The organism is Ensifer sp. ENS07 (genome assembly GCF_014852185.1).
Lineage (GTDB): Bacteria > Pseudomonadota > Alphaproteobacteria > Rhizobiales > Rhizobiaceae > Ensifer > Ensifer adhaerens.
The window spans coordinates 642,240-659,469 of the sequence record NZ_JACVBE010000001.1 but is presented as its reverse complement, the minus strand read 5'-3'; the positions used below and the strand labels follow the sequence as shown (position 1 = coordinate 659,469).

Annotated in this window: 19 protein-coding genes; 8 read left to right on the top strand and 11 right to left on the bottom strand. The window is 63.2% G+C overall.

What is annotated here, in order from left to right; all coding sequences use genetic code 11:
* Nucleotides 1-140: 140 nt before the first annotated feature.
* Together IB277_RS03195 and IB277_RS03190 are read right to left on the bottom strand one after the other, a co-directional pair.
* Nucleotides 141-2,027: an ABC transporter ATP-binding protein/permease gene (locus tag IB277_RS03195; protein ID WP_034804301.1), complete on the bottom strand. Its 1,887-nt coding sequence runs from the start codon at nucleotides 2,025-2,027 to the stop codon at nucleotides 141-143.
* A gap of 205 nt (nucleotides 2,028-2,232) precedes the next feature.
* Nucleotides 2,233-3,996: a LysM peptidoglycan-binding domain-containing protein gene (locus IB277_RS03190; protein WP_090294617.1), complete on the bottom strand. Its 1,764-nt coding sequence runs from the start codon at nucleotides 3,994-3,996 to the stop codon at nucleotides 2,233-2,235.
* Nucleotides 3,997-4,240: 244 nt separating this feature from the next.
* Here IB277_RS03190 and IB277_RS03185 point away from each other — a divergent pair, with 244 nt between their 5' ends.
* Entirely contained in the window at nucleotides 4,241-4,861 is a 621-nt protein-coding gene (locus IB277_RS03185) for a TIGR00730 family Rossman fold protein (RefSeq protein ID WP_034804006.1), read from the top strand.
* Between the two features lie 68 nt (nucleotides 4,862-4,929).
* Here IB277_RS03185 and rarD read toward each other — a convergent pair whose 3' ends face one another.
* From rarD to cysS, 8 genes are all read right to left on the bottom strand, one after another.
* A complete protein-coding gene (gene rarD, locus IB277_RS03180) occupies nucleotides 4,930-5,862 on the bottom strand; it encodes an EamA family transporter RarD (protein ID WP_034804008.1) in 933 nt (310 codons plus the stop codon).
* 215 nt (nucleotides 5,863-6,077) lie between these two features.
* A complete protein-coding gene (gene cimA / locus IB277_RS03175) occupies nucleotides 6,078-7,694 on the bottom strand; it encodes a citramalate synthase (protein WP_090294619.1) in 1,617 nt (538 codons plus the stop codon).
* Between the two features lie 24 nt (nucleotides 7,695-7,718).
* Complete coding sequence (gene pip, locus IB277_RS03170; RefSeq protein WP_034804012.1) at nucleotides 7,719-8,687, bottom strand: prolyl aminopeptidase; 969 nt, start codon at nucleotides 8,685-8,687, stop codon at nucleotides 7,719-7,721.
* Between the two features lie 2 nt (nucleotides 8,688-8,689).
* A complete protein-coding gene (locus tag IB277_RS03165) occupies nucleotides 8,690-9,211 on the bottom strand; it encodes a GFA family protein (protein WP_034804013.1) in 522 nt (173 codons plus the stop codon).
* A complete protein-coding gene (locus IB277_RS03160) occupies nucleotides 9,184-9,660 on the bottom strand; it encodes a GFA family protein (RefSeq protein ID WP_034804014.1) in 477 nt (158 codons plus the stop codon). Before IB277_RS03160 ends, IB277_RS03165 begins: the two co-directional genes overlap by 28 nt.
* Entirely contained in the window at nucleotides 9,657-10,148 is a 492-nt protein-coding gene (locus IB277_RS03155; RefSeq protein WP_034804016.1) for a GFA family protein, read from the bottom strand. The genes IB277_RS03160 and IB277_RS03155 overlap by 4 nt, the downstream gene beginning before the upstream one ends.
* A gap of 12 nt (nucleotides 10,149-10,160) precedes the next feature.
* Nucleotides 10,161-10,544, bottom strand: a complete 384-nt coding sequence (locus IB277_RS03150; RefSeq protein WP_090294620.1) for a VOC family protein — start codon at nucleotides 10,542-10,544, stop codon at nucleotides 10,161-10,163.
* Nucleotides 10,545-10,651: 107 nt separating this feature from the next.
* Complete coding sequence (gene cysS / locus IB277_RS03145) at nucleotides 10,652-12,043, bottom strand: cysteine--tRNA ligase (protein ID WP_060522113.1); 1,392 nt, start codon at nucleotides 12,041-12,043, stop codon at nucleotides 10,652-10,654.
* 414 nt (nucleotides 12,044-12,457) lie between these two features.
* On the opposite strand from cysS, the gene IB277_RS03140 reads away from it, so the two are divergent.
* Nucleotides 12,458-12,601, top strand: coding sequence for a hypothetical protein (locus tag IB277_RS03140; RefSeq protein WP_164475065.1), 144 nt, complete (start codon nucleotides 12,458-12,460; stop codon nucleotides 12,599-12,601).
* Nucleotides 12,602-12,621: 20 nt separating this feature from the next.
* Here IB277_RS03140 and IB277_RS03135 read toward each other — a convergent pair whose 3' ends face one another.
* Nucleotides 12,622-13,401, bottom strand: a complete 780-nt coding sequence (locus tag IB277_RS03135) for an SOS response-associated peptidase (RefSeq protein ID WP_090294801.1) — start codon at nucleotides 13,399-13,401, stop codon at nucleotides 12,622-12,624.
* Between the two features lie 58 nt (nucleotides 13,402-13,459).
* Here IB277_RS03135 and IB277_RS03130 point away from each other — a divergent pair, with 58 nt between their 5' ends.
* The 6 genes from IB277_RS03130 to IB277_RS03105 all read left to right on the top strand — a co-directional run bounded on the left by IB277_RS03130 (nucleotide 13,460) and on the right by IB277_RS03105 (nucleotide 17,229).
* A complete protein-coding gene (locus IB277_RS03130; RefSeq protein WP_090294622.1) occupies nucleotides 13,460-13,933 on the top strand; it encodes an NUDIX hydrolase in 474 nt (157 codons plus the stop codon).
* On the top strand, nucleotides 13,930-14,382 hold the full coding sequence (locus IB277_RS03125; protein ID WP_060522111.1) for a TIGR02301 family protein: 453 nt from the start codon (nucleotides 13,930-13,932) through the stop codon (nucleotides 14,380-14,382). Before IB277_RS03130 ends, IB277_RS03125 begins: the two co-directional genes overlap by 4 nt.
* Before the next feature lie 158 nt (nucleotides 14,383-14,540).
* On the top strand, nucleotides 14,541-14,810 hold the full coding sequence (locus IB277_RS03120; protein WP_089043914.1) for a hypothetical protein: 270 nt from the start codon (nucleotides 14,541-14,543) through the stop codon (nucleotides 14,808-14,810).
* A 15-nt stretch (nucleotides 14,811-14,825) separates the two neighbouring features.
* On the top strand, nucleotides 14,826-15,620 hold the full coding sequence (locus IB277_RS03115; RefSeq protein ID WP_034804030.1) for a hypothetical protein: 795 nt from the start codon (nucleotides 14,826-14,828) through the stop codon (nucleotides 15,618-15,620).
* Between the two features lie 155 nt (nucleotides 15,621-15,775).
* Entirely contained in the window at nucleotides 15,776-16,624 is an 849-nt protein-coding gene (locus tag IB277_RS03110) for a folate-binding protein YgfZ (RefSeq protein WP_060522110.1), read from the top strand.
* Nucleotides 16,621-17,229, top strand: a complete 609-nt coding sequence (locus IB277_RS03105) for a YfbR-like 5'-deoxynucleotidase (protein WP_034804032.1) — start codon at nucleotides 16,621-16,623, stop codon at nucleotides 17,227-17,229. Before IB277_RS03110 ends, IB277_RS03105 begins: the two co-directional genes overlap by 4 nt.
* Nucleotide 17,230 lies beyond the last annotated feature (1 nt).

Genomic DNA, 17,230 nt, shown 5'->3' with positions numbered 1-17,230 from the left:
CTATAAGTTAGCGCGGGATGCGGACGGAAAACCGCAAACGCTTTTCCTGCCCCCCGCTCTAGCGCGAAATGTCCCGGCGGGCAACGTTGCCCGCCCGGTAGCGACAAAACGCGTCGCGCGCAGCAAAGAAAAAGACGCCATCAAACCGCCGGCTCGCCGCGGGTGACGATGCCGAGATCGTCGCTCTCGCGCACGCGCTTCAGTTGCTCTTCGGCCTGCGTCGCTTCGCGCTGGCGGCTCCACATCGAGGCATAGAGGCCGTCGCGATCGATCAGCTCGCCATGGGTGCCGCGCTCGGCGATGACGCCGTCCTTCAGCACGATGATCTCGTCGGCGTTGATGACGGTCGAGAGCCGGTGCGCGATGACAAGCGTCGTGCGGTTGCGCGAAACGACGTCGAGTGCCGACTGAATCTCCTGCTCCGTGCGCGTATCCAGTGCCGAGGTCGCCTCGTCGAGGATCAGGATCGGCGGCGCCTTGAGAATGGTGCGGGCGATCGCAACGCGCTGCTTCTCGCCGCCCGAAAGCTTCAGGCCCCGTTCGCCGACCATGGCCTGGAAGCCCTCCGGCAGGGTGCGGATGAACTCGGCGATCTGCGCGGCTTCGGCCGCCGCCTCGACTTCGGCTTCGCTCGCCGAAACACGGCCATAGCGGATGTTGTAGGCGATGGTGTCGTTGAAGAGCACCGTATCCTGCGGCACCATGCCTATCACCGAGCGCAGGCTCTTCTGCGTCACTGTGCGCACGTCCTGGCCATCGATGGTGATCGCCCCTTCCTGCACGTCGTAGAAGCGATAGAGCAGCCGCGAGAGCGTAGACTTGCCGGCACCGGAGGGGCCAACGACGGCGACCGTCTTGCCGGCGGGCACTTCGAAAGTGATGCCCTTCAGGATCGGACGCGCCGCGTCATAGGCGAAATGCACATCCTTGAAGGCGATGGCGCCCTTGCCGATGACAAGTTCGCTCGCATTCGGGCGATCCACCACTTCGGCACGCACGTCGAGCAGGTCGAACATATGCTCGATGTCGGTGAGCCCCTGACGGATTTCGCGGTAGACGAAGCCGATGAAGTTGAGCGGGATCGCAAGCTGGATCAGCATGGCGTTGATGAAGACGAAGTCACCCAGCGTCTGCTCGCCACGCTGCACGGCAAGCGCTGACATGATCATCATCACGGCCGTACCGGCGCCGAAGATCAACGCCTGGCCGAAGTTGAGCCAGCCGAGCGACGTCCAGACCTGGGTCGCCGCCGCCTCGTAGCGTTCCATCGACTTGTCGAAGCGACGGGCTTCCATCTCCTCGTTGCCGAAATACTTGACCGTCTCGAAGTTCAGCAGCGAGTCGATCGCCTTGGTGTTGGCGTCGGTGTCGCTGTCGTTCATCGAACGGCGGATGGCGATGCGCCAGTCGCTCGCGCGCACGGTGAACCAGATGTAGAGCCAGACGGTGACAGCGGTGACGAGGAGATAGCTGAAGCCGTAGCCCCACCAGAAGATCACGGCCGTCAGCAGGAATTCGATCAGGGTCGGCACGCTGTTGAGGATGGTGAAACGGACGATCGTTTCGATGCCCTTGGTGCCGCGCTCGATGACGCGAGAAAGCCCACCGGTGCGCCGCTCCAGATGGAAGCGCAGCGACAGCTGGTGCATGTGCACAAAGGTCTTGTAGGCCAGTTGCCGGACCGCGTGCTGACCGACGCTTGCAAACAGCGCATCGCGCAGCTGGTTCAAGCCGGCCTGCAAAAGACGCGCGAGGTTGTAGGCAAGCACCAGCATGACCGCGCCGGTCATGAACACGGGCAGAAAGCCCAGGACATCCGGCTTGCCGTTCAGCGCATCGGTTGCCCATTTGAAGGAATAGGGAACGAGGATCAGCACGACCTTGGCGATGATCAGAATGACCGTCGCCCAGATCACCCGAAGCTTGAGATCGGCCCTGTCCGACGGCCACATGTAGGGCCAGAGATTGGCGATCGTATGCAAGGGATTGCTGGTATCGGCCGAAACGGTTTTCTTCTGGGGTGCCACGTTCTGATCCGCTCTTACGTTTGCGCGCTTGGAGGCAGATTGTTGCGCATCCAAGCTCTGCGCCGAGCCTTCCCTGTAAACGAAGACCTGCGGCGCCGTCATCACCGTTCAATGAAAAGCGGCGCCCTGTCGAAGGCGCCGCCCTTGGTCTGGAGATAAGCATCCGTCGCAGCCGCCGCAATGTCGGCGGCCGCCGATCGGCTGCTTATTGTTCTTGTTTCATGTGCTTCTTGTGAATTTCCCGCGATTCTTCGTCCGGCAGCGCCTTGTCCGGCACGCCGAAGACCTGACCCGGGCGAATGCGGTCCGGATCCTCGATCTGGTCCTGGTTGGCGAGATAGATCGTGGTGTAGCGCAGGCCCGCGCCGTAGACGCGACGCGAGATCTGCCACAGCGTATCGCCGCGACGGATGATCACCGAACTCTTGCTCTCCTTGAGCGGAGCCTGCTCGAGCGTCTGGGGCTGGTCGGGCGAGGCTGCAACGGCCGCGGTTTCGGTCGCCGGCTGCGCCGGTGCAGCGTCGTTTACAACTGCGCTTCCAGCACCCATTGCCTTTGCCAGTTCGCCCGGAGCCGGGGCATTGTCCTTCGGTTGGGCCCTCTCGGGCGACGCCGGCGTGGCGCTGCCCTGCTCGGCAAGGACCGCACCAACCGTTTCATCAACCTTGGCAAGTGCCGTCGCCACGCTCGATGCGTCCTGAGGTGCAGCCTTCAGCGCCGCGAGCGCACTTGCGGAGGCCTTTGCGGCCCGCGTCGCGGAAGCGACGAGCGTCTGGTCGGAACTGTCGGCGACGCGGAAATCGGCAAGCGACTTCAACGCAATCTCGGTCGCCGAACGGGCGGCGGCCAGTTGCTCGCCGTTCGGCACCTTGCCATTGGCATAGAGACCCTTCAACAGTGCGAGCGCCTTTCCAGCTTCCGCACGCAGGCCATCGAGACCCGCGGTTGCGGACGGCGTGCCCGAAGGTGCCACGGCCGCGACCTGCGATCCGGCGGGCCGGTCGAAGGGAACCGAAGCGCGCATCACGACCTTGGTGCCATCCTCGTTCAGCATGTCGGCCCGAATGATGTGGCTGCCCACCGTCAACTCGATCTGGCCGTCGACGACGAAGTGGCCCTTGTCGTCGGCTTTCATTTCGCCGACGAGCCTGTCGTCGGCATAGACGCGAACCAAGGCGCCTGCCTTGGCGCTGCCGGCAACGAACATCTTGCTGCCTTCGATCTCGACGGCGCTCACCTGCAGGCCCGGCACGCCAGAAAGCTTGGCCGGCGCAGTAGCGGTATCGACCGCCTGCGGCGTTGCGGAAGCAACCTCGGCCGGCTTGGCGTCCACAGCCGCTGTCCCCTCCACCGTATCCGGCGTCGTGATCAGCCGGCTCGCCATGCCGGGCTTCGAGACCATGGCAAGCAGTTGACCGGACGGATCCTTGGGAACAGAAACGGTCGCGACCTCCTCGGAGCTCTTCACCGCACCGTTTTCGCCGGTGCTGCGCAGCGTGAGCTGATGGTCACCCGCCGGAAGCGGATCGTCGAAGACCGCGGCAAAGTCGCCGGTCGCGCCGACATCAGCGGTGCCGACCACCGTATCGCCGCTCAGGATCTCAAGCTTCGAATTCGGCTGGGCATGGCCGGCGATCACCGTCGAGCCATCGGGCTCCACGCGCAACACATCGAAACCGGGAATGGCGGGATCGGTTGCAGGCGCATTGGCGGCAGTCGCCGCGTCGGCCTTCGACTGTTCCTGCTGCGGCGCAGCATCCGTCTTTGCTGTCTCGGCAGAGGCGCCAGCCGCCTGCGGGCCACTGGTCGCAGGCGTCGCCTCGGTCGACTGTGTCGCGGTGCCTGCCGCCTGCTCCGCCGTTGGCTTCTGGCCGTCGTCGCGCAAGTTCGGTTGAATTACGAATACCATCAACGCTGTTGCTGCCACGAGGACAGAAATGGCCACCCAGCCGGCCTTATTTTTGATCATGCCACTCTCCACACGGAGCGGAGCAACGCTCCGCGCATGCCCTCTCATCGGCCTGCGGTGCGGGCTTGCGCCGTCATTATAGCGCAACAGCAAGCAACTCGTCCGATTTCTTCAATCAATCACTGAAATTGCTAGCGATTCGCGATTCGGCATACAAGCAGCCGAAGGCACGGCAACCCACAGAAAGCCGGGTTTCCCCTCATTTTTCTTGACCCATGCTGCGCTGCAATGTTTTTTGGGGGGCATGAGCACCGAGAACAGCACGATTCGATCCATCTGCGTCTATTGCGGTTCACAGCCGGGACGCGACAATGCCTACATGGAGGCCGGCCGCGCGCTCGGCCGCTCCATCGCCGATCACGGGCTTCGCCTGGTCTATGGCGGCGGCACACGCGGCATCATGGGAGCGGTTGCCAGCGGCGTGCTTTCCAACGGCGGCGAAGTTACCGGGATCATCCCTGAATTCCTGATGGACAAGGAAGCGACCCGCCATTCGCTCGGCCAACTGAACGAACTGATCGTCACGGCCGACATGCACGAGCGCAAGCACACGATGTTCGAACGCGCCGACGCCTTCGTGGCTCTGCCGGGCGGCATCGGCACGCTTGAAGAGATCGTCGAGATCATGACCTGGGCGCAGCTCGGCCGTCACCGCAAGCCGATGGTCTTCGGCAACATCAACAATTTCTGGAGGCCGATGATGGACCTCCTGCAGCACATGCGCGAAGAGGGCTTCGTCCACACGGCGCATCTGGTGCAGCCGCTCGTCGTCAATGACGCCGCCGACATCGTGCCGACCATCCTGGCGGCCGCCAACGGCGGCAACGGCCGCGACGGCGAAGCCGAGATCATCTCCAAGCTTTGAGAAACCTGTTCAGCCAACAAAAAAGGCGCGCCCCCGGCGCGCCTTTTTTGTTTCTATTGCAACCGACATTATTCGGCGGGGCTTGCCTGCAGGGCGCGGCGCGCCCTGCTTTCAGCCAGCATCGCGCCGGTATAGATCACCAGCGCCGCCCAGATCAGGCCGAAGGCGATGAGCTTTGCCGTACCGAAGGGCTCATGGAAGACGAAGACGGCGATCACGAAAATCATCGTCGGCGCGATGTACTGCATGATGCCGATGGTCGAGAGGCGCAGGAGCTTGGCGCCATTGGCATAGATCATCAGCGGCACGGCCGTGACGATGCCGCAGGACAGCAGCCACAGGACGTCGGCCATGCCGGTGTCGCCGAAATGGCCCTGCCCCGTCGTCTCCAGCCAGATAATGTAGCCGATGGCCGGAACGCTCAGCAGCAGGACTTCCAGGAAGAAGCCCTGGTTGGGGCCAACCGGCAGGGTCTTGCGGAAGAAGGCGTAGAAACCCCAGGACAGGCAGAGGCCGATCGACACCCACGGCAGACCGCCGGCATCAAAGGCGAGCACGGCGACGGCGGAAGCAGCGAGCGCGATTGCGACCATCTGCGCCGGGTTCGGCCTCTCCTTCAAAAGCACGGCGCCGAGGAAGATCGAGAAGAGCGGATTGATGTAGTAGCCGAGCGCGGTTTCGATGGCGCGGCCCGCCCCGATTGCCCAGACATAGATGCCCCAGTTGATGGTGATGAGCACGGCAGTCAGTGCGGCCATGCACAGCATGCGCGGCGAGCGCAGTGCCGTCTTGATATCGTCGGTGCGCCCGAGCCAGAGCAGCACGAGACCTGCGAGCGGCACCGACCACACGATCCGGTGCGCCACCACTTCCGGCGCCGGGATATGGGCGACAGCCTTCATGAAGAACGGCAGGAAGCCCCAAAGCAGATAGGCGGTCAGCGCGAAGGCAAAGCCTTGTGCGGAATCGGTATTTTCGGCGGGTGCTTTCGGCTCGGCCATATCATCTTTTCCTGGTGTTTTGCCGGAGAGCCCTGGCGGCAATGGCCGCTCACCGGTCAGAAGGGAGGGCACAGCCAGTCGGCCGGCACGATCTCCCATTGGTGCGTCCTACCCCAATGGCCGGTGATGCACCAATTCATTTCCGTGAAGGGAGAATGAGTTTTGCTCACCCTCCCCCGGCCAGTTCATCAGCGTTACCGGGTCGATCGCCGAAATTACTCGGCGGCGATCAGCCCGACGTGGTCGCGGTTCTTGAGCAGCTTGAAGACGATACTGTCCATCAGCGCCTGGAAAGACGCATCGATGATGTTGTCGGAGACCCCCACGGTCCACCAGCGTGCGCCCGTGCCATCGGTCGATTCGATCAGAACGCGGGTGATCGCCTCGGTCCCGCCATTGAGGATACGGACCTTGTAGTCCGCGAGCTCCAGGTCTTCGATTTCCGACTGGTACTTGCCGAGATCCTTGCGCAGCGCCAGGTCGAGCGCGTTGACCGGGCCGTGGCCTTCGGCGACCGACATCATCGTCTCGCCGTCGACGACCACCTTCACCACCGCTTCCGACACCGTCTTCAGATGGCCGTTGGCGTCGAAGCGGCGCTCGACCATCACCCGGAAGCTTTCCACGTGGAAGAAATCCGGCACCGTGCCGAGAATGCGGCTGGCGAGCAGCGCGAAGCTCGCATCCGCCCCTTCGTAGGCATAGCCGGTCGCTTCGCGTTCCTTGACGATGGCGATCAGCTTGTCGAGCTTCGGGTCGTCCTTGCTGACGACGATGCCGCGGCGCTTCAGCGCGTTGATGAAATTGGCCTTTCCGCCCTGGTCGGACACCATGACCTTGCGCAGGTTGCCGATGCTTTCCGGCGCCACGTGCTCATAGGTGCGCGGATCCTTGAGCAATGCCGAAGCGTGGATGCCGGCCTTGGTTGCAAAGGCCGACGCGCCGACGTAAGGCGCCTGCTGGTCTGGCGAGCGGTTCAACAGCTCGTCGAAGGAATGGGCGAGCTTCGTCAGCTCCAGCAAGCGGTCGGCATCGATCGCCGTTTCGAAGCGACTGGAATAGGCCTCTTTCAAAGCAAGCGTCGGGATCAGCGTGACGAGATTGGCGTTTCCGCAGCGTTCGCCAATGCCGTTCAGCGTGCCCTGGATCTGGCGTACGCCGGCCTCGACCGCCGCAAGCGAATTGGCGACCGCCTGGCCGGTATCGTTATGGGCGTGGATGCCGAGATTGGCGCCGGGCACGCCGGCAGCGATCACGGCCGCAACGATCTCGCGCACCTCCGGAGGCTGCGTGCCGCCATTGGTGTCGCAGAGGACCACCCAGCGCGCGCCGGCGTCAAAGGCCGTCTTCGCGCAGGCGAGCGCATAGGCGGGGTTGGCCTTGTAGCCATCGAAGAAATGCTCGCAATCGACCATCGCCTCGCGACCGGAGGCGACCACCGCCTCGACCGAGGCCCGGATGTTGTCGAGGTTTTCCTCGTTGGTGCAGCCGAGCGCCACTTCGACGTGATAGTCCCAGCTCTTGGCGACAAGACAGATGGCGTCGCTCTTGGCCGCGAGCAGCGCCGCGAGGCCCGGATCGTTCGACGCGGAAACCCCGGCGCGCTTGGTCATGCCGAAGGCGACGAAGGAGGCCTTCTGGGTACGCTTGCGCCCGAAGAATTCCGTGTCGGTCGGGTTCGCGCCGGGATAGCCGCCTTCGATATAGTCCATGCCGAACTGATCGAGCAGGCCGGCAATCGCAATCTTGTCCTCGACGGAAAAGTCGATGCCGGGCGTCTGTTGCCCGTCTCTCAGCGTCGTGTCGAAGAGGTAGATGCGTTCCCTGGTCATGGCTCTCGTCCAAATATGCTCGGTTTACTTTTGCTCGGTCTTGCCTGCGAACTGGTCCGTGGCGCGGATCAGCCGGTCGAGGATGCCCGGCTCGGAATATGCATGGCCTGCTCCCTCGACCAGATGCAGCTCTGATCCCGGCCAGGCCTTGTGCAGCTGCCAAGCGTACTTCGCCGGGCACGGCATGTCGTACCGCCCGTGGATGATGACGCCGGGAATGCCGTGCAGCCGGTGGGCGTCGCGCAGCAATTGGCCCTCTTCCATCCAGCCGGCATTGACGAAGAAGTGGTTCTCGATCCGCGCGAAGGCGTCAGCATAATCGTCGTCGGCGAAGGGCTCGCTGGTTGCGAGCTCCGGCAACAGCGTGATCGTCTCACCCTCCCAGATGCTCCAGGCCTTGGCGGCCGCAAGGCGTGTCGCCTTGTCCTCGCTCATCAGGCGGCGATGATAGGCGTGCATCATCTCGTGGCGCTCGTTCTCGGGAATGGGCGCGATGAAACGCTCCCACTTGTCCGGGAACATCTCCGAGACGCCGAACTGGTAGTACCAGTCGAGCTCGGCCTTGGTCAGCGTGTAGATGCCACGCAGCACCAGTTCGGAAACCCGTTCCGGGTGCTTCTCGGCATAGGCAAGCCCCAGCGTCGATCCCCAGGAACCGCCGAAGACCAGCCACTTGTCGGCGCCGGCCATCTCGCGCAGCCGCTCGATATCGGCGACGAGATGCCAGGTGGTGTTGGCTTCGATCCTGGCATTCGGCGTCGACTTACCGCAGCCGCGCTGGTCGAACAGCGTTACGTCGTAGAGCGTCGGATCGAACAGGCGGCGGTGGTTCGGCGAGATCGTGCCGCCTGGCCCGCCATGCAGGAAGACGGCAGGCTTAGCGCCCGGCGTGCCGGCCTTTTCCCAATAGATGGTGTGACCGTCGCCGACCTCGAGGTGGCCCGACGCATAGGGTTCGATTTCCGGATAAAGCGTACGCAGAACAGTCGTCATTTTCAGTCTTTCGTGAGCGGCCAGTGCACGGTGTCGTAGTCGGGATGCTGGCGGTTGGTTTCGAGAACGATCAGATGGCGGGTCGCCGAGACCTCGCTACCGTCATCCGTCTCCCTTGGTGGCAAGCCCGCGAGCCGTGAGAACCATATGACGCGGGATTCGACGCCGGACTGGTAAACGGGCTGTACGTCATCGGGGTCGTCGAGCGAGCCGAGCGCGATGTTGATGAAGTTCTCGTCGGGCATATCGTAGAACAGCGGCGTGCCGCAATCGCTGCAAAAACCGCGGCGCACCAGATGCGACGAGCGGAACCAGGACGGCTGGCCCCGGGTAATGTCGAACGTGTCTCGGGACGCATTGGCGAGCGGCATGAAATAGTTCCCGGTCGCCTTCTGGCACATGCGGCAATGACAGATATGCGGGTCCGCAAGCACGCCCTCGGCGCGGTAGCGCACGGCGCCGCATTGGCATCCGCCCGTATAGATGCGCGCGATGGTCACCGGAATGCTCCCGAGGGATGCCATTGATCGGTCTCGTGGTCGGGATGCTGGAACGAGATGATGCTTTCCTGCCTGGCGTAAAAATCCTGATCCTCAAGCACCGGCTGCTCGAAGATCGTATCGACCCAGGGCAGCCGCGAGGCGTGATTGACCTGGATTTTCGGCGCCAGATCGGTGCGATCGTCAAAGGTGCCGATGGCGATCTCAAGGCCACCCGGATGCCGATAGGTCATCGGCGTTCCGCATTTCGGGCAGAAGCCACGGTCGATGTTGACCGAGGACTGGAAATAGCTCGGTTCGTCCCGCACCCATTCGACGCCATCCTTCGGCGCCGTCACCAGCGCCGAGAAGAACGAGCCGAACTGTTTCTGGCACATGCGGCAATGACAGATCGACGCGCGTCCGAGTTCACCCTTGATCCGGAAGCGGACCGCGCCGCATTGGCATCCACCTGTTCGAACGTTTTCGGTCATCGCTTCTCCTCCGGGGGCCAGGTCTCGGTGTCGTGGTCGGGATGCTGATAGGAAACGAGATTGGTCAGGAACTCGATTGCGTCCGGATCTTCCAGCGTATGAACGCCAGGCAGATCGGCAACGTGATCGACATAGGGCAGCTTACCCTCGACTCCCCATTGGATGGTCGGCACGATGCCTTGCGGCTCGTCGAAGGCAGCGATCGCCAGCGCCATGCCATCCGGTGCCTCGTAGGTCAGCGGCGTGCCGCAATCGGCGCAGAAGCCGCGTCGCGCGGCGTTTGACGACTGGAAGCGCTTGGGCTCTCCGCGGGTCCAGGTCACATGCGCGCCGCGAACCGAAACCAAGGGCATGTAGAAATTGCCGCTCGCCTTCTGGCACATGCGGCAATGACAGACGGATGCGTCACCGAGCTTGCCCTCGACGCGGAACCGGACCGCGCCGCATTGGCAGCCGCCGGCATAATGGGGCCTGTTGTCGAGACTCATCGCAACTCCTCCTTAGCCCGGCGCGTGGCAGACGGCTTCGATATTGTTGCCGTCGGGATCGAATACGAAGGCCCCGTAATAGTCCGGGTGGTAGTGCGGTCTCAGCCCCGGCTTGCCGTTGTCAAGTCCGCCGGCGGCAATCGCCGCTTCATAGAAGGCATCGACCTCGGCGCGGCTGCGCGCCGAAAAGGCGTAGTGGCGGCCCGGGCCTGCCTCGGCCGTTTCATGCAGCCAGAAAACCGGCCGCTCGCGGCCACAACCACCGACCTTCACGCCGCCGGTGTGCTCCAACGGCACCATCATCAGCAAGGAGGCGCCAAGCGGAGCAAAGGCCTTGTCGTAGAACGACTGCGCCCGGTCGAAATCCGCGACGGGAATGCCCGTATGGTCGATCATCGCACGAACTCCTCTTTCATGCATGCGCTCCGCTTTCCGCTGCCCTTTCAGATGCCCTGTCCGAACCGATCAGAGCGATCGGACAGGGCTCTGGGGGCGGCCCACCGTCACCGTTTGATATCCCAGGTCGTCACCCGCTCGCCGGTTGCCGGATCCTTGCCGTCCTTCAGCTGAACACCGCGCGCCAGCAGATCATCGCGGATCTTGTCGGCTTCCGCGAAGTTCTTCGCCTTCAGCAGTTCCAGACGGGCTCGCACGCGGCTGTCGATGTCGCGGACCAGCCCCTCGTCGAGTTCGACCGCCTGCGGCACCACGCCGATCAGCGCAGCACTTGCGGCGAAGGTGCCGAGCAGTTTCGGATCGGTCGCCGCCTTCTGGGCGAGCGCATGGACCGCCTGGACGGCCGCGACCGTGTTGAGGTCGTCGGCAAGTGCGGCGACCACGGCCGGGTCGGCCTCACCCGTGGCGTCACCCGGCACCGGCCACTTGGAGAGCAGATGCTCTGCCTCTTCCAGCCGCTTCACCGAAAAATCGATCGGCTCGCGATAGTGCGTCATCAGCATCGCGAGCCTCAGCACGTCGCCCGGCCACTGGCGGCCGGCGAACTTTTCCGTGTGCAGCAGTTCGTAGATGGTGACGAAGTTGCCTTCGGACTTCGACATCTTGCGGCCTTCGACCTGCAGGAAGCCGTTGTGCATCCAGACATTCGCCATCACCTCGGTGCCATGGGCGCAACGGGATTGGGCAATCTCGTTTTCGTGGTGCGGGAAGATGAGATCCAACCCGCCGCCGTGGATGTCGAAAACCTCGCCGAGATAGCGGCTGCTCATGGCCGAGCACTCGATGTGCCAGCCGGGACGGCCCCTGCCCCACGGGCTTTCCCAACCCGGTTCGTTGTCGCCGGAGAGCTTCCACAGCACGAAATCGCCGGGGCTTTTCTTATGCGCCTCGACGGCGACGCGGGCGCCGGCCTGCTGTTCGTCGAGGTTGCGCTTCGAGAGCTGACCGTAATCGGCCATCGACTTGGTATCGAACAGCACCTCGCCGCCCGCCTGGTAGGCGTGGCCCTTGACGATGAGCTTTTCGATGATGTCGATCATCTGGGCGATGTTGTCGGTCGCCCGCGGCTGGACATCAGGATCGAGGCAGCCGAGCGCCCTGGCATCGTCGAGAAACTGCGTTTCGGTCTTCTCCGTCACCCGGCGGATCGCGTCGTTGAGCGGCAGGGTCGGATAGTCCCGCAGCGCCCGCGCGTTGATCTTGTCGTCGACGTCGGTGATGTTGCGCGCATAGGTGACGTGATCCGCGCCATAGACATGGCGCAGCAGCCGGAACAGGACGTCGAAGACGATGACCGGCCGGGCATTGCCGATATGGGCATAGTCATAGACCGTCGGGCCGCAGACATACATGCGAACGTTGTCGGGATCGATCGGCTTGAACTCGATCTTCTCCCGCGTCAGCGTGTTGTACAGCTTCAGTGTCGGCGTTCCGCCCATTGCCATTCTCCAAGATGCATACGACCGTAAAATACCGCGCCCGGGAGGCCCGCGCGTTTGTCATCTTGGATTTTAGGAGACGAAAACGGCCAGGCCAGCGGAGCGCTAGCGAATAATGTTCCGGCAGATAATGCAGATAACCGTTTTCATGGCCTCACTTATCGCGCGTCACCCGATTTCGGTCAAGAGGTCAGCCGCGTGCAAGCACAGCCGACTATCGAAAGGATTCCGCGGTCATGGATTTGTCATGATTAGGCTTATCTGAGATCGCCATGCGGAAAACAGATTCGCGGTGTAGTTGGTAGCACACCACGAAATCCTGTCTCCGGAGAGCGAGGAGGAGCGTCGCTTTCGTGAAGACGTACGAAAGCGACAGTGTATCCGGTTCGGGAAAGCATCAAGGAGTGAGTGCAAGTGAAAGCCGCAAAGACCAAAGACATCACCAAATCCGCCAACCTCGTCGAACAGTATCGCCCGCTCGGCCTGAAGGCCGTACTTGCCGCAGCGTTGCAGGTGAAGGCGAAGCCGGCTGGCAAGCTGACCAAGCGGCCAGCCTGACGGTTCCGACGCTCTTTTCCTTAAAAGAGAGACATCTGCCCGCCATCGGGCTCGGTCGGCTTGCCCTTGCCTTTTAGCTGGGCATCCGCAACCGACCTGGGCGTGACGGCATCCTGGATTTCGGGACCGGTGTTGACGACCTTGTTGACCTTGTCCGAGACAGGGATCGCCTCGAAGTAGTCCTCCGCGACGGGGCCGAAGAGATCGGCAACCTCGCGCGGCTCCTGCGTCTTGCAATCCAGCCAGCGGCCAAAATCCTCGGGCTGGATGACGACCGGCATACGGTCATGGATCTGCCGGATCGAGGCGTTGGCGGCCGTCGTCAGGATGGCCGCTGTGTCGACCTCGGAGCCGTCGGCCGAGGACCAGGTTTCCATCAGCCCGGCGAAAGCGACGATGCCGCCCTTCCGCGGGCGCACCCAATAGGCCTGCGACGGCTCGCGGCTGCCTTTCGGCGGCCGGCGCCATTCGTAAAAACCGGAGGCCGGCACGAGAACACGCCGGTGGCGCATGGCGGCGCGAAACGAGGCCTTGTCGATTGCAGATTCGGCCCGCGCATTGATCAGCAGCGGAAAGTCACGCGGGTCTTTCACCCAGCCCGGCACAAAGCCCCAGCGCACGAGCACCGCCTTGCGCTCCGGCAGGTTGCTGCCGGGTGCCGCGCGCTCGCCGGCCACGACAACCATGATCGGCTGGGTTGGCGCGATATTGAAGCGCGCCGGAAAGTCGTCGCTTTCCAGCAGGCTGAACAATTCCATCATTTCGTCGGGGGTCGCCGTCAGCGCAAAACGTCCGCACATGACATCGATGTGGCACTTCACGTAGGATGGGTCAACGCTACCGAGACGATTTGATTCCCTGATGCCGACCAAGCCCGAACTTGCTTCCTCCGTCATTCTAGAACGCGACAGCCGCTATCTGCTCGTTCGCCGGGCCAACCCACCGTCGGCCGACATGTACGCCTTTCCGGGCGGCCGTGCCGAGCCCGGCGAGACGCCAGAGGAGACAGCGCTTCGCGAATTGTTCGAAGAAACCGGCATCAAGGCGCGCGATCCGGTGCTGTTTGAAATCTACGATCTGCCGGGCAGGGAGTCCGAAGGGCGACACTTCCTGCTTTCGGTGTTCAGGGCCGAGGCGGATGCCGACGCGGTGGCCGTCGCCAGCGACGACGCGGCAGGGCTCGGCTGGTTCACCCCTGAGGAGATCTTCGCCCTGCCGATCCCCGACAGCGTGCGCGAATGTGTGGAAAGGCTCTCCGGCACCGGCGCGAACGCCGCGACATCAGGCGACGGCCTTGAAACCGCCGACAATTCGGGCTTGATGAAATCATGATCCCTGTCCCGATCCTCGCAAGGCTTACGCTCGCTGCAATCGCCCTGACGGTCGCCACTGGTGCGGCGGCGCAAAAAACACCGACGAAAGAGCCGGCCAAGACCGAGACCGCAGCCCCTGCCCCGGCCGCTGTGGAAGAAAAGCCGACGCCCTATGACCAGCGGCTGATTCGACTCTCCGAGATCCTCGGCTCCGTGCACTACCTCAGGAATCTCTGCGTCAAGGAACCGGAAGACGTCTGGCGCCGCTCGATGCAGGATCTGATCGACAAGGAAACCGCCACCGAAGTCAAACGACGCGAGCGGATGACTGCCGCCTTCAACCGCGGGTACCGCACCTTCGCATCGGTCTATACGAACTGCACAGGCCCTGCGATCGTCGCCGAACAGCGATATCGTGCCGAAGGGGCAACACTTGCGTCAGAAATCGTCGCCCGCTTTGGAAATTAGCAATAAATTAACCTCTTTTCTCACGACCCCGTGTCGTTTCGGGAAAAGGCTGCTAAGTTCGTTAAGAGAGTGGTAAGAAGTGGCGAGTCCGTCACGGTCGTTCAGTCGGAGTTCAGCCGAACGGCCATAATATGAACCGCTTGCACAATGGAAGTCGCATGGAACGAATGATGGAACCAAGCCTGACCGACATCGATGACATGATCGTCCACGAGAAGATGCAGGCTGCGCTGGAACACCAGAGCGAGGCCTGGGCGGACGGAATGGCCGACGGTATCGAGCCGGAAATCATCGCCGATGCGGCCATTGCTCTTGCCATGCGGGAAACCGTTCGGCTTCATGGCGAAGACGGCGCCGAAGCAATGCTCAATTCGCTTCGCGAGCGCGTGCTCGCCGGCGAATTCTCGCCCCAGCGCACGATTCAGTAATATCAGGACTGCCCGATGCATCGGAATCTTGCAAACCGGACCCTTCCGGTTCGCCTCGCCACACTGCTGTTGGCCGGTGTCGCCTTGACCACCCCGGCAGCGGTTTCCCCCGCCTTCGCTCTCAGCGAATTGCAGGGCGCGCCGCAACCCGTTCCGGCCGAGCAACAGCCTGCCGCCGGCGATCAGAAGGCGACGCCGCCTGCCGCCGAACCCGTTGCCGAAGAGCCGGATGAGGAAGAGACGCTTCCGCTCGAAATCCCGATGCCCGACCCGCTGATCAACAAGTCGGCGACAGCCACGAAGGAAGACGCTCCCGAAGCCGAAGAACCGGAGCCGACCGGGCCTGTCGAAGTCCTGACCGACGTTTCCAAGATTCCGGCGCCGGTCGCCCGCATGCGCGAGCTGATCGTCGAGGCGGCGGCTTCCGGCGACATCGAGCGGTTGCGCCCGTTGCTCGGCAAGGGCCCGAACCAGACCCAGGTCACCGGCGTCACCGGCGATGAAGACCCGGTGTCGATCCTGAAGAGCCTTTCGGGCGACCAGGAAGGCGTCGAAATTCTCGCGATCCTGCTCGACGTGCTGTCGACCGGCTTCGTGCTGGTCGACAAGGGCACGCCGCAGGAGGCCTATGTCTGGCCCTATTTTGCAGAAAAGAAGCTTTCGACGCTGACGGCACCGGAAAAGGTCGACCTGTTCCGCCTGGTCACCGCCGGCGACTTTGCCGACATGGAAGAATTCGGCAGTTACAACTTCTATCGCGTCGGCATCATGCCGGACGGCAAGTGGAAATTCTTCATCGCCGGCGACTGAGCGCCGGCGACCTGCTTGCCGATGACAGCCGAACATCCTACCTCTTCGCCAAGAGATCGCCGGTGAGACCGGGGCCTGAGTCGGCCACGGCTACCAGGTGATCGTTTGCTAGGTTAGCGCGGGATTCTCCCCTCCCGTCGAACAGGATTCGAACGATGCCCAGAGTTCGCCTCGACGATCGTGCGATCGTCTCCATTTCCGGCAAGGACGCCGAAGATCTTCTTCAGGGACTGATCACCACCGACCTCGACGCGCTTGCGCCCGACGAGGCGCGTCCTGGCGCGCTTCTGACGCCACAGGGCAAGATCCTGTTCGAGTTCCTGATCTCCCGCGACGGCGATGGCCTACGGCTGGAAACGGCACGCGACCAGGCCGAAGCGCTGCTGAAGCGCATGACAATGTACAAGCTTCGCTCGGCAGTCGAGCTTTCGATCAGGGCTTCCGACGCCGTCACCGTGATATTCGACGAAGCAGCACCGACGGGTGCCTATAGGGACCACCGTTTCGAGAAGGCGGGCGTTGCGCTCTTTCGCGCCTATGGGGAAGCCACCGGCGACACGGCCGGCGCAGAAGACCTCGAACGGCTGCGGATCGCGGCGGGCATTGCGAATGCCGGTGCCGATTATGCGGTGCAGGACGCATTCCCCCATGACGTGCTCCTGGACAAAAACGGCGGCCTCTCCTTCAAGAAGGGCTGCTACGTCGGTCAGGAAGTGGTGTCGCGCATGCAGCACCGCAGCACACCGCGCCGCCGGGTCGTGATCGTTTCGGCGGACGCCGCCCTTCCTCCCACGGGAACGACGATTACGGCGAACGACAAGGCGATCGGCGCGCTGGGCACGGTGCAGGGCAAGTCGGCGCTCGCGATCGTGCGCATCGACAAGGCCGGTGAAGCCATGGCGAATGGGATCCCGCTGCTCGCCGGCGACGTGCCGGTGACAATGGTTCTGCCCGAATGGACCGGCCTCACCTTCCCGACCAGCACGGACGAGGCAAGCGCGTGACGGCGGCCCGCGCCTGGCAGCGCATGCTTTCCGGCCGAAGGCTGGACCTGCTCGATCCCTCGCCGCTCGATGTCGAGATCGGCGACATCGCCCATGGCCTCGCCCGTGTTGCCCGGTGGAACGGCCAGACCGCCGGCGATCATGCCTTCTCTGTCGCCCAGCACAGCCTGATGGTCGAAGATATTTTTCGCCGCAGCAACAAGTGCAGCACCGACGATTGCCTGCTGGCGCTTTTGCACGACGCGCCGGAATATGTGATCGGCGACATGATCTCGCCGTTCAAGGCGGTGGTCGGCGGCGGCTACAAATCGGTCGAGAAGCGGCTGGAAAGCGCCATCCACCTTCGTTTCGGCCTGCCGCCGCATTGCTCCAAGGAATTGAAGGACCGCATCAAGAAGGCCGATCATGTCGCGGCCTATTTCGAAGCAACGGTGCTTGCCGGCTTCTCCGTCGAAGAGGCGCGCAAGTTCTTCGGCCAGCCGCGCGGCATCACCCGCGAGACGCTGCTGATCGATCCCTTGCCGGCGGTCGAGGCGCAGCGCCTGTTCACCGAACGGTTCCTCACGCTGGAAGCGCAGCGCGTGCCCGCGCGCGCGGAAATCTGAC

Bases quoted from the DNA above. Each gene is read 5' to 3' on its own strand.
- IB277_RS03190 (WP_090294617.1), bottom strand. From the start codon at position 3,996: ATGATCAAAAATAAGGCCGGCTGGGTGGCCATTTCTGTCCTCGTGGCA.
- IB277_RS03185 (WP_034804006.1), top strand. From the start codon at position 4,241: ATGAGCACCGAGAACAGCACGATTCGATCCATCTGCGTCTATTGCGGT.
- rarD (WP_034804008.1), bottom strand. From the start codon at position 5,862: ATGGCCGAGCCGAAAGCACCCGCCGAAAATACCGATTCCGCACAAGGC.
- cimA (WP_090294619.1), bottom strand. From the start codon at position 7,694: ATGACCAGGGAACGCATCTACCTCTTCGACACGACGCTGAGAGACGGG.
- pip (WP_034804012.1), bottom strand. From the start codon at position 8,687: ATGACGACTGTTCTGCGTACGCTTTATCCGGAAATCGAACCCTATGCG.
- IB277_RS03165 (WP_034804013.1), bottom strand. From the start codon at position 9,211: ATGGCATCCCTCGGGAGCATTCCGGTGACCATCGCGCGCATCTATACG.
- IB277_RS03160 (WP_034804014.1), bottom strand. From the start codon at position 9,660: ATGACCGAAAACGTTCGAACAGGTGGATGCCAATGCGGCGCGGTCCGC.
- IB277_RS03155 (WP_034804016.1), bottom strand. From the start codon at position 10,148: ATGAGTCTCGACAACAGGCCCCATTATGCCGGCGGCTGCCAATGCGGC.
- IB277_RS03150 (WP_090294620.1), bottom strand. From the start codon at position 10,544: ATGATCGACCATACGGGCATTCCCGTCGCGGATTTCGACCGGGCGCAG.
- cysS (WP_060522113.1), bottom strand. From the start codon at position 12,043: ATGGGCGGAACGCCGACACTGAAGCTGTACAACACGCTGACGCGGGAG.
- IB277_RS03135 (WP_090294801.1), bottom strand. From the start codon at position 13,401: ATGTGCGGACGTTTTGCGCTGACGGCGACCCCCGACGAAATGATGGAA.
- IB277_RS03125 (WP_060522111.1), top strand. From the start codon at position 13,930: ATGATCCCTGTCCCGATCCTCGCAAGGCTTACGCTCGCTGCAATCGCC.
- IB277_RS03120 (WP_089043914.1), top strand. From the start codon at position 14,541: ATGGAACGAATGATGGAACCAAGCCTGACCGACATCGATGACATGATC.
- IB277_RS03115 (WP_034804030.1), top strand. From the start codon at position 14,826: ATGCATCGGAATCTTGCAAACCGGACCCTTCCGGTTCGCCTCGCCACA.
- IB277_RS03110 (WP_060522110.1), top strand. From the start codon at position 15,776: ATGCCCAGAGTTCGCCTCGACGATCGTGCGATCGTCTCCATTTCCGGC.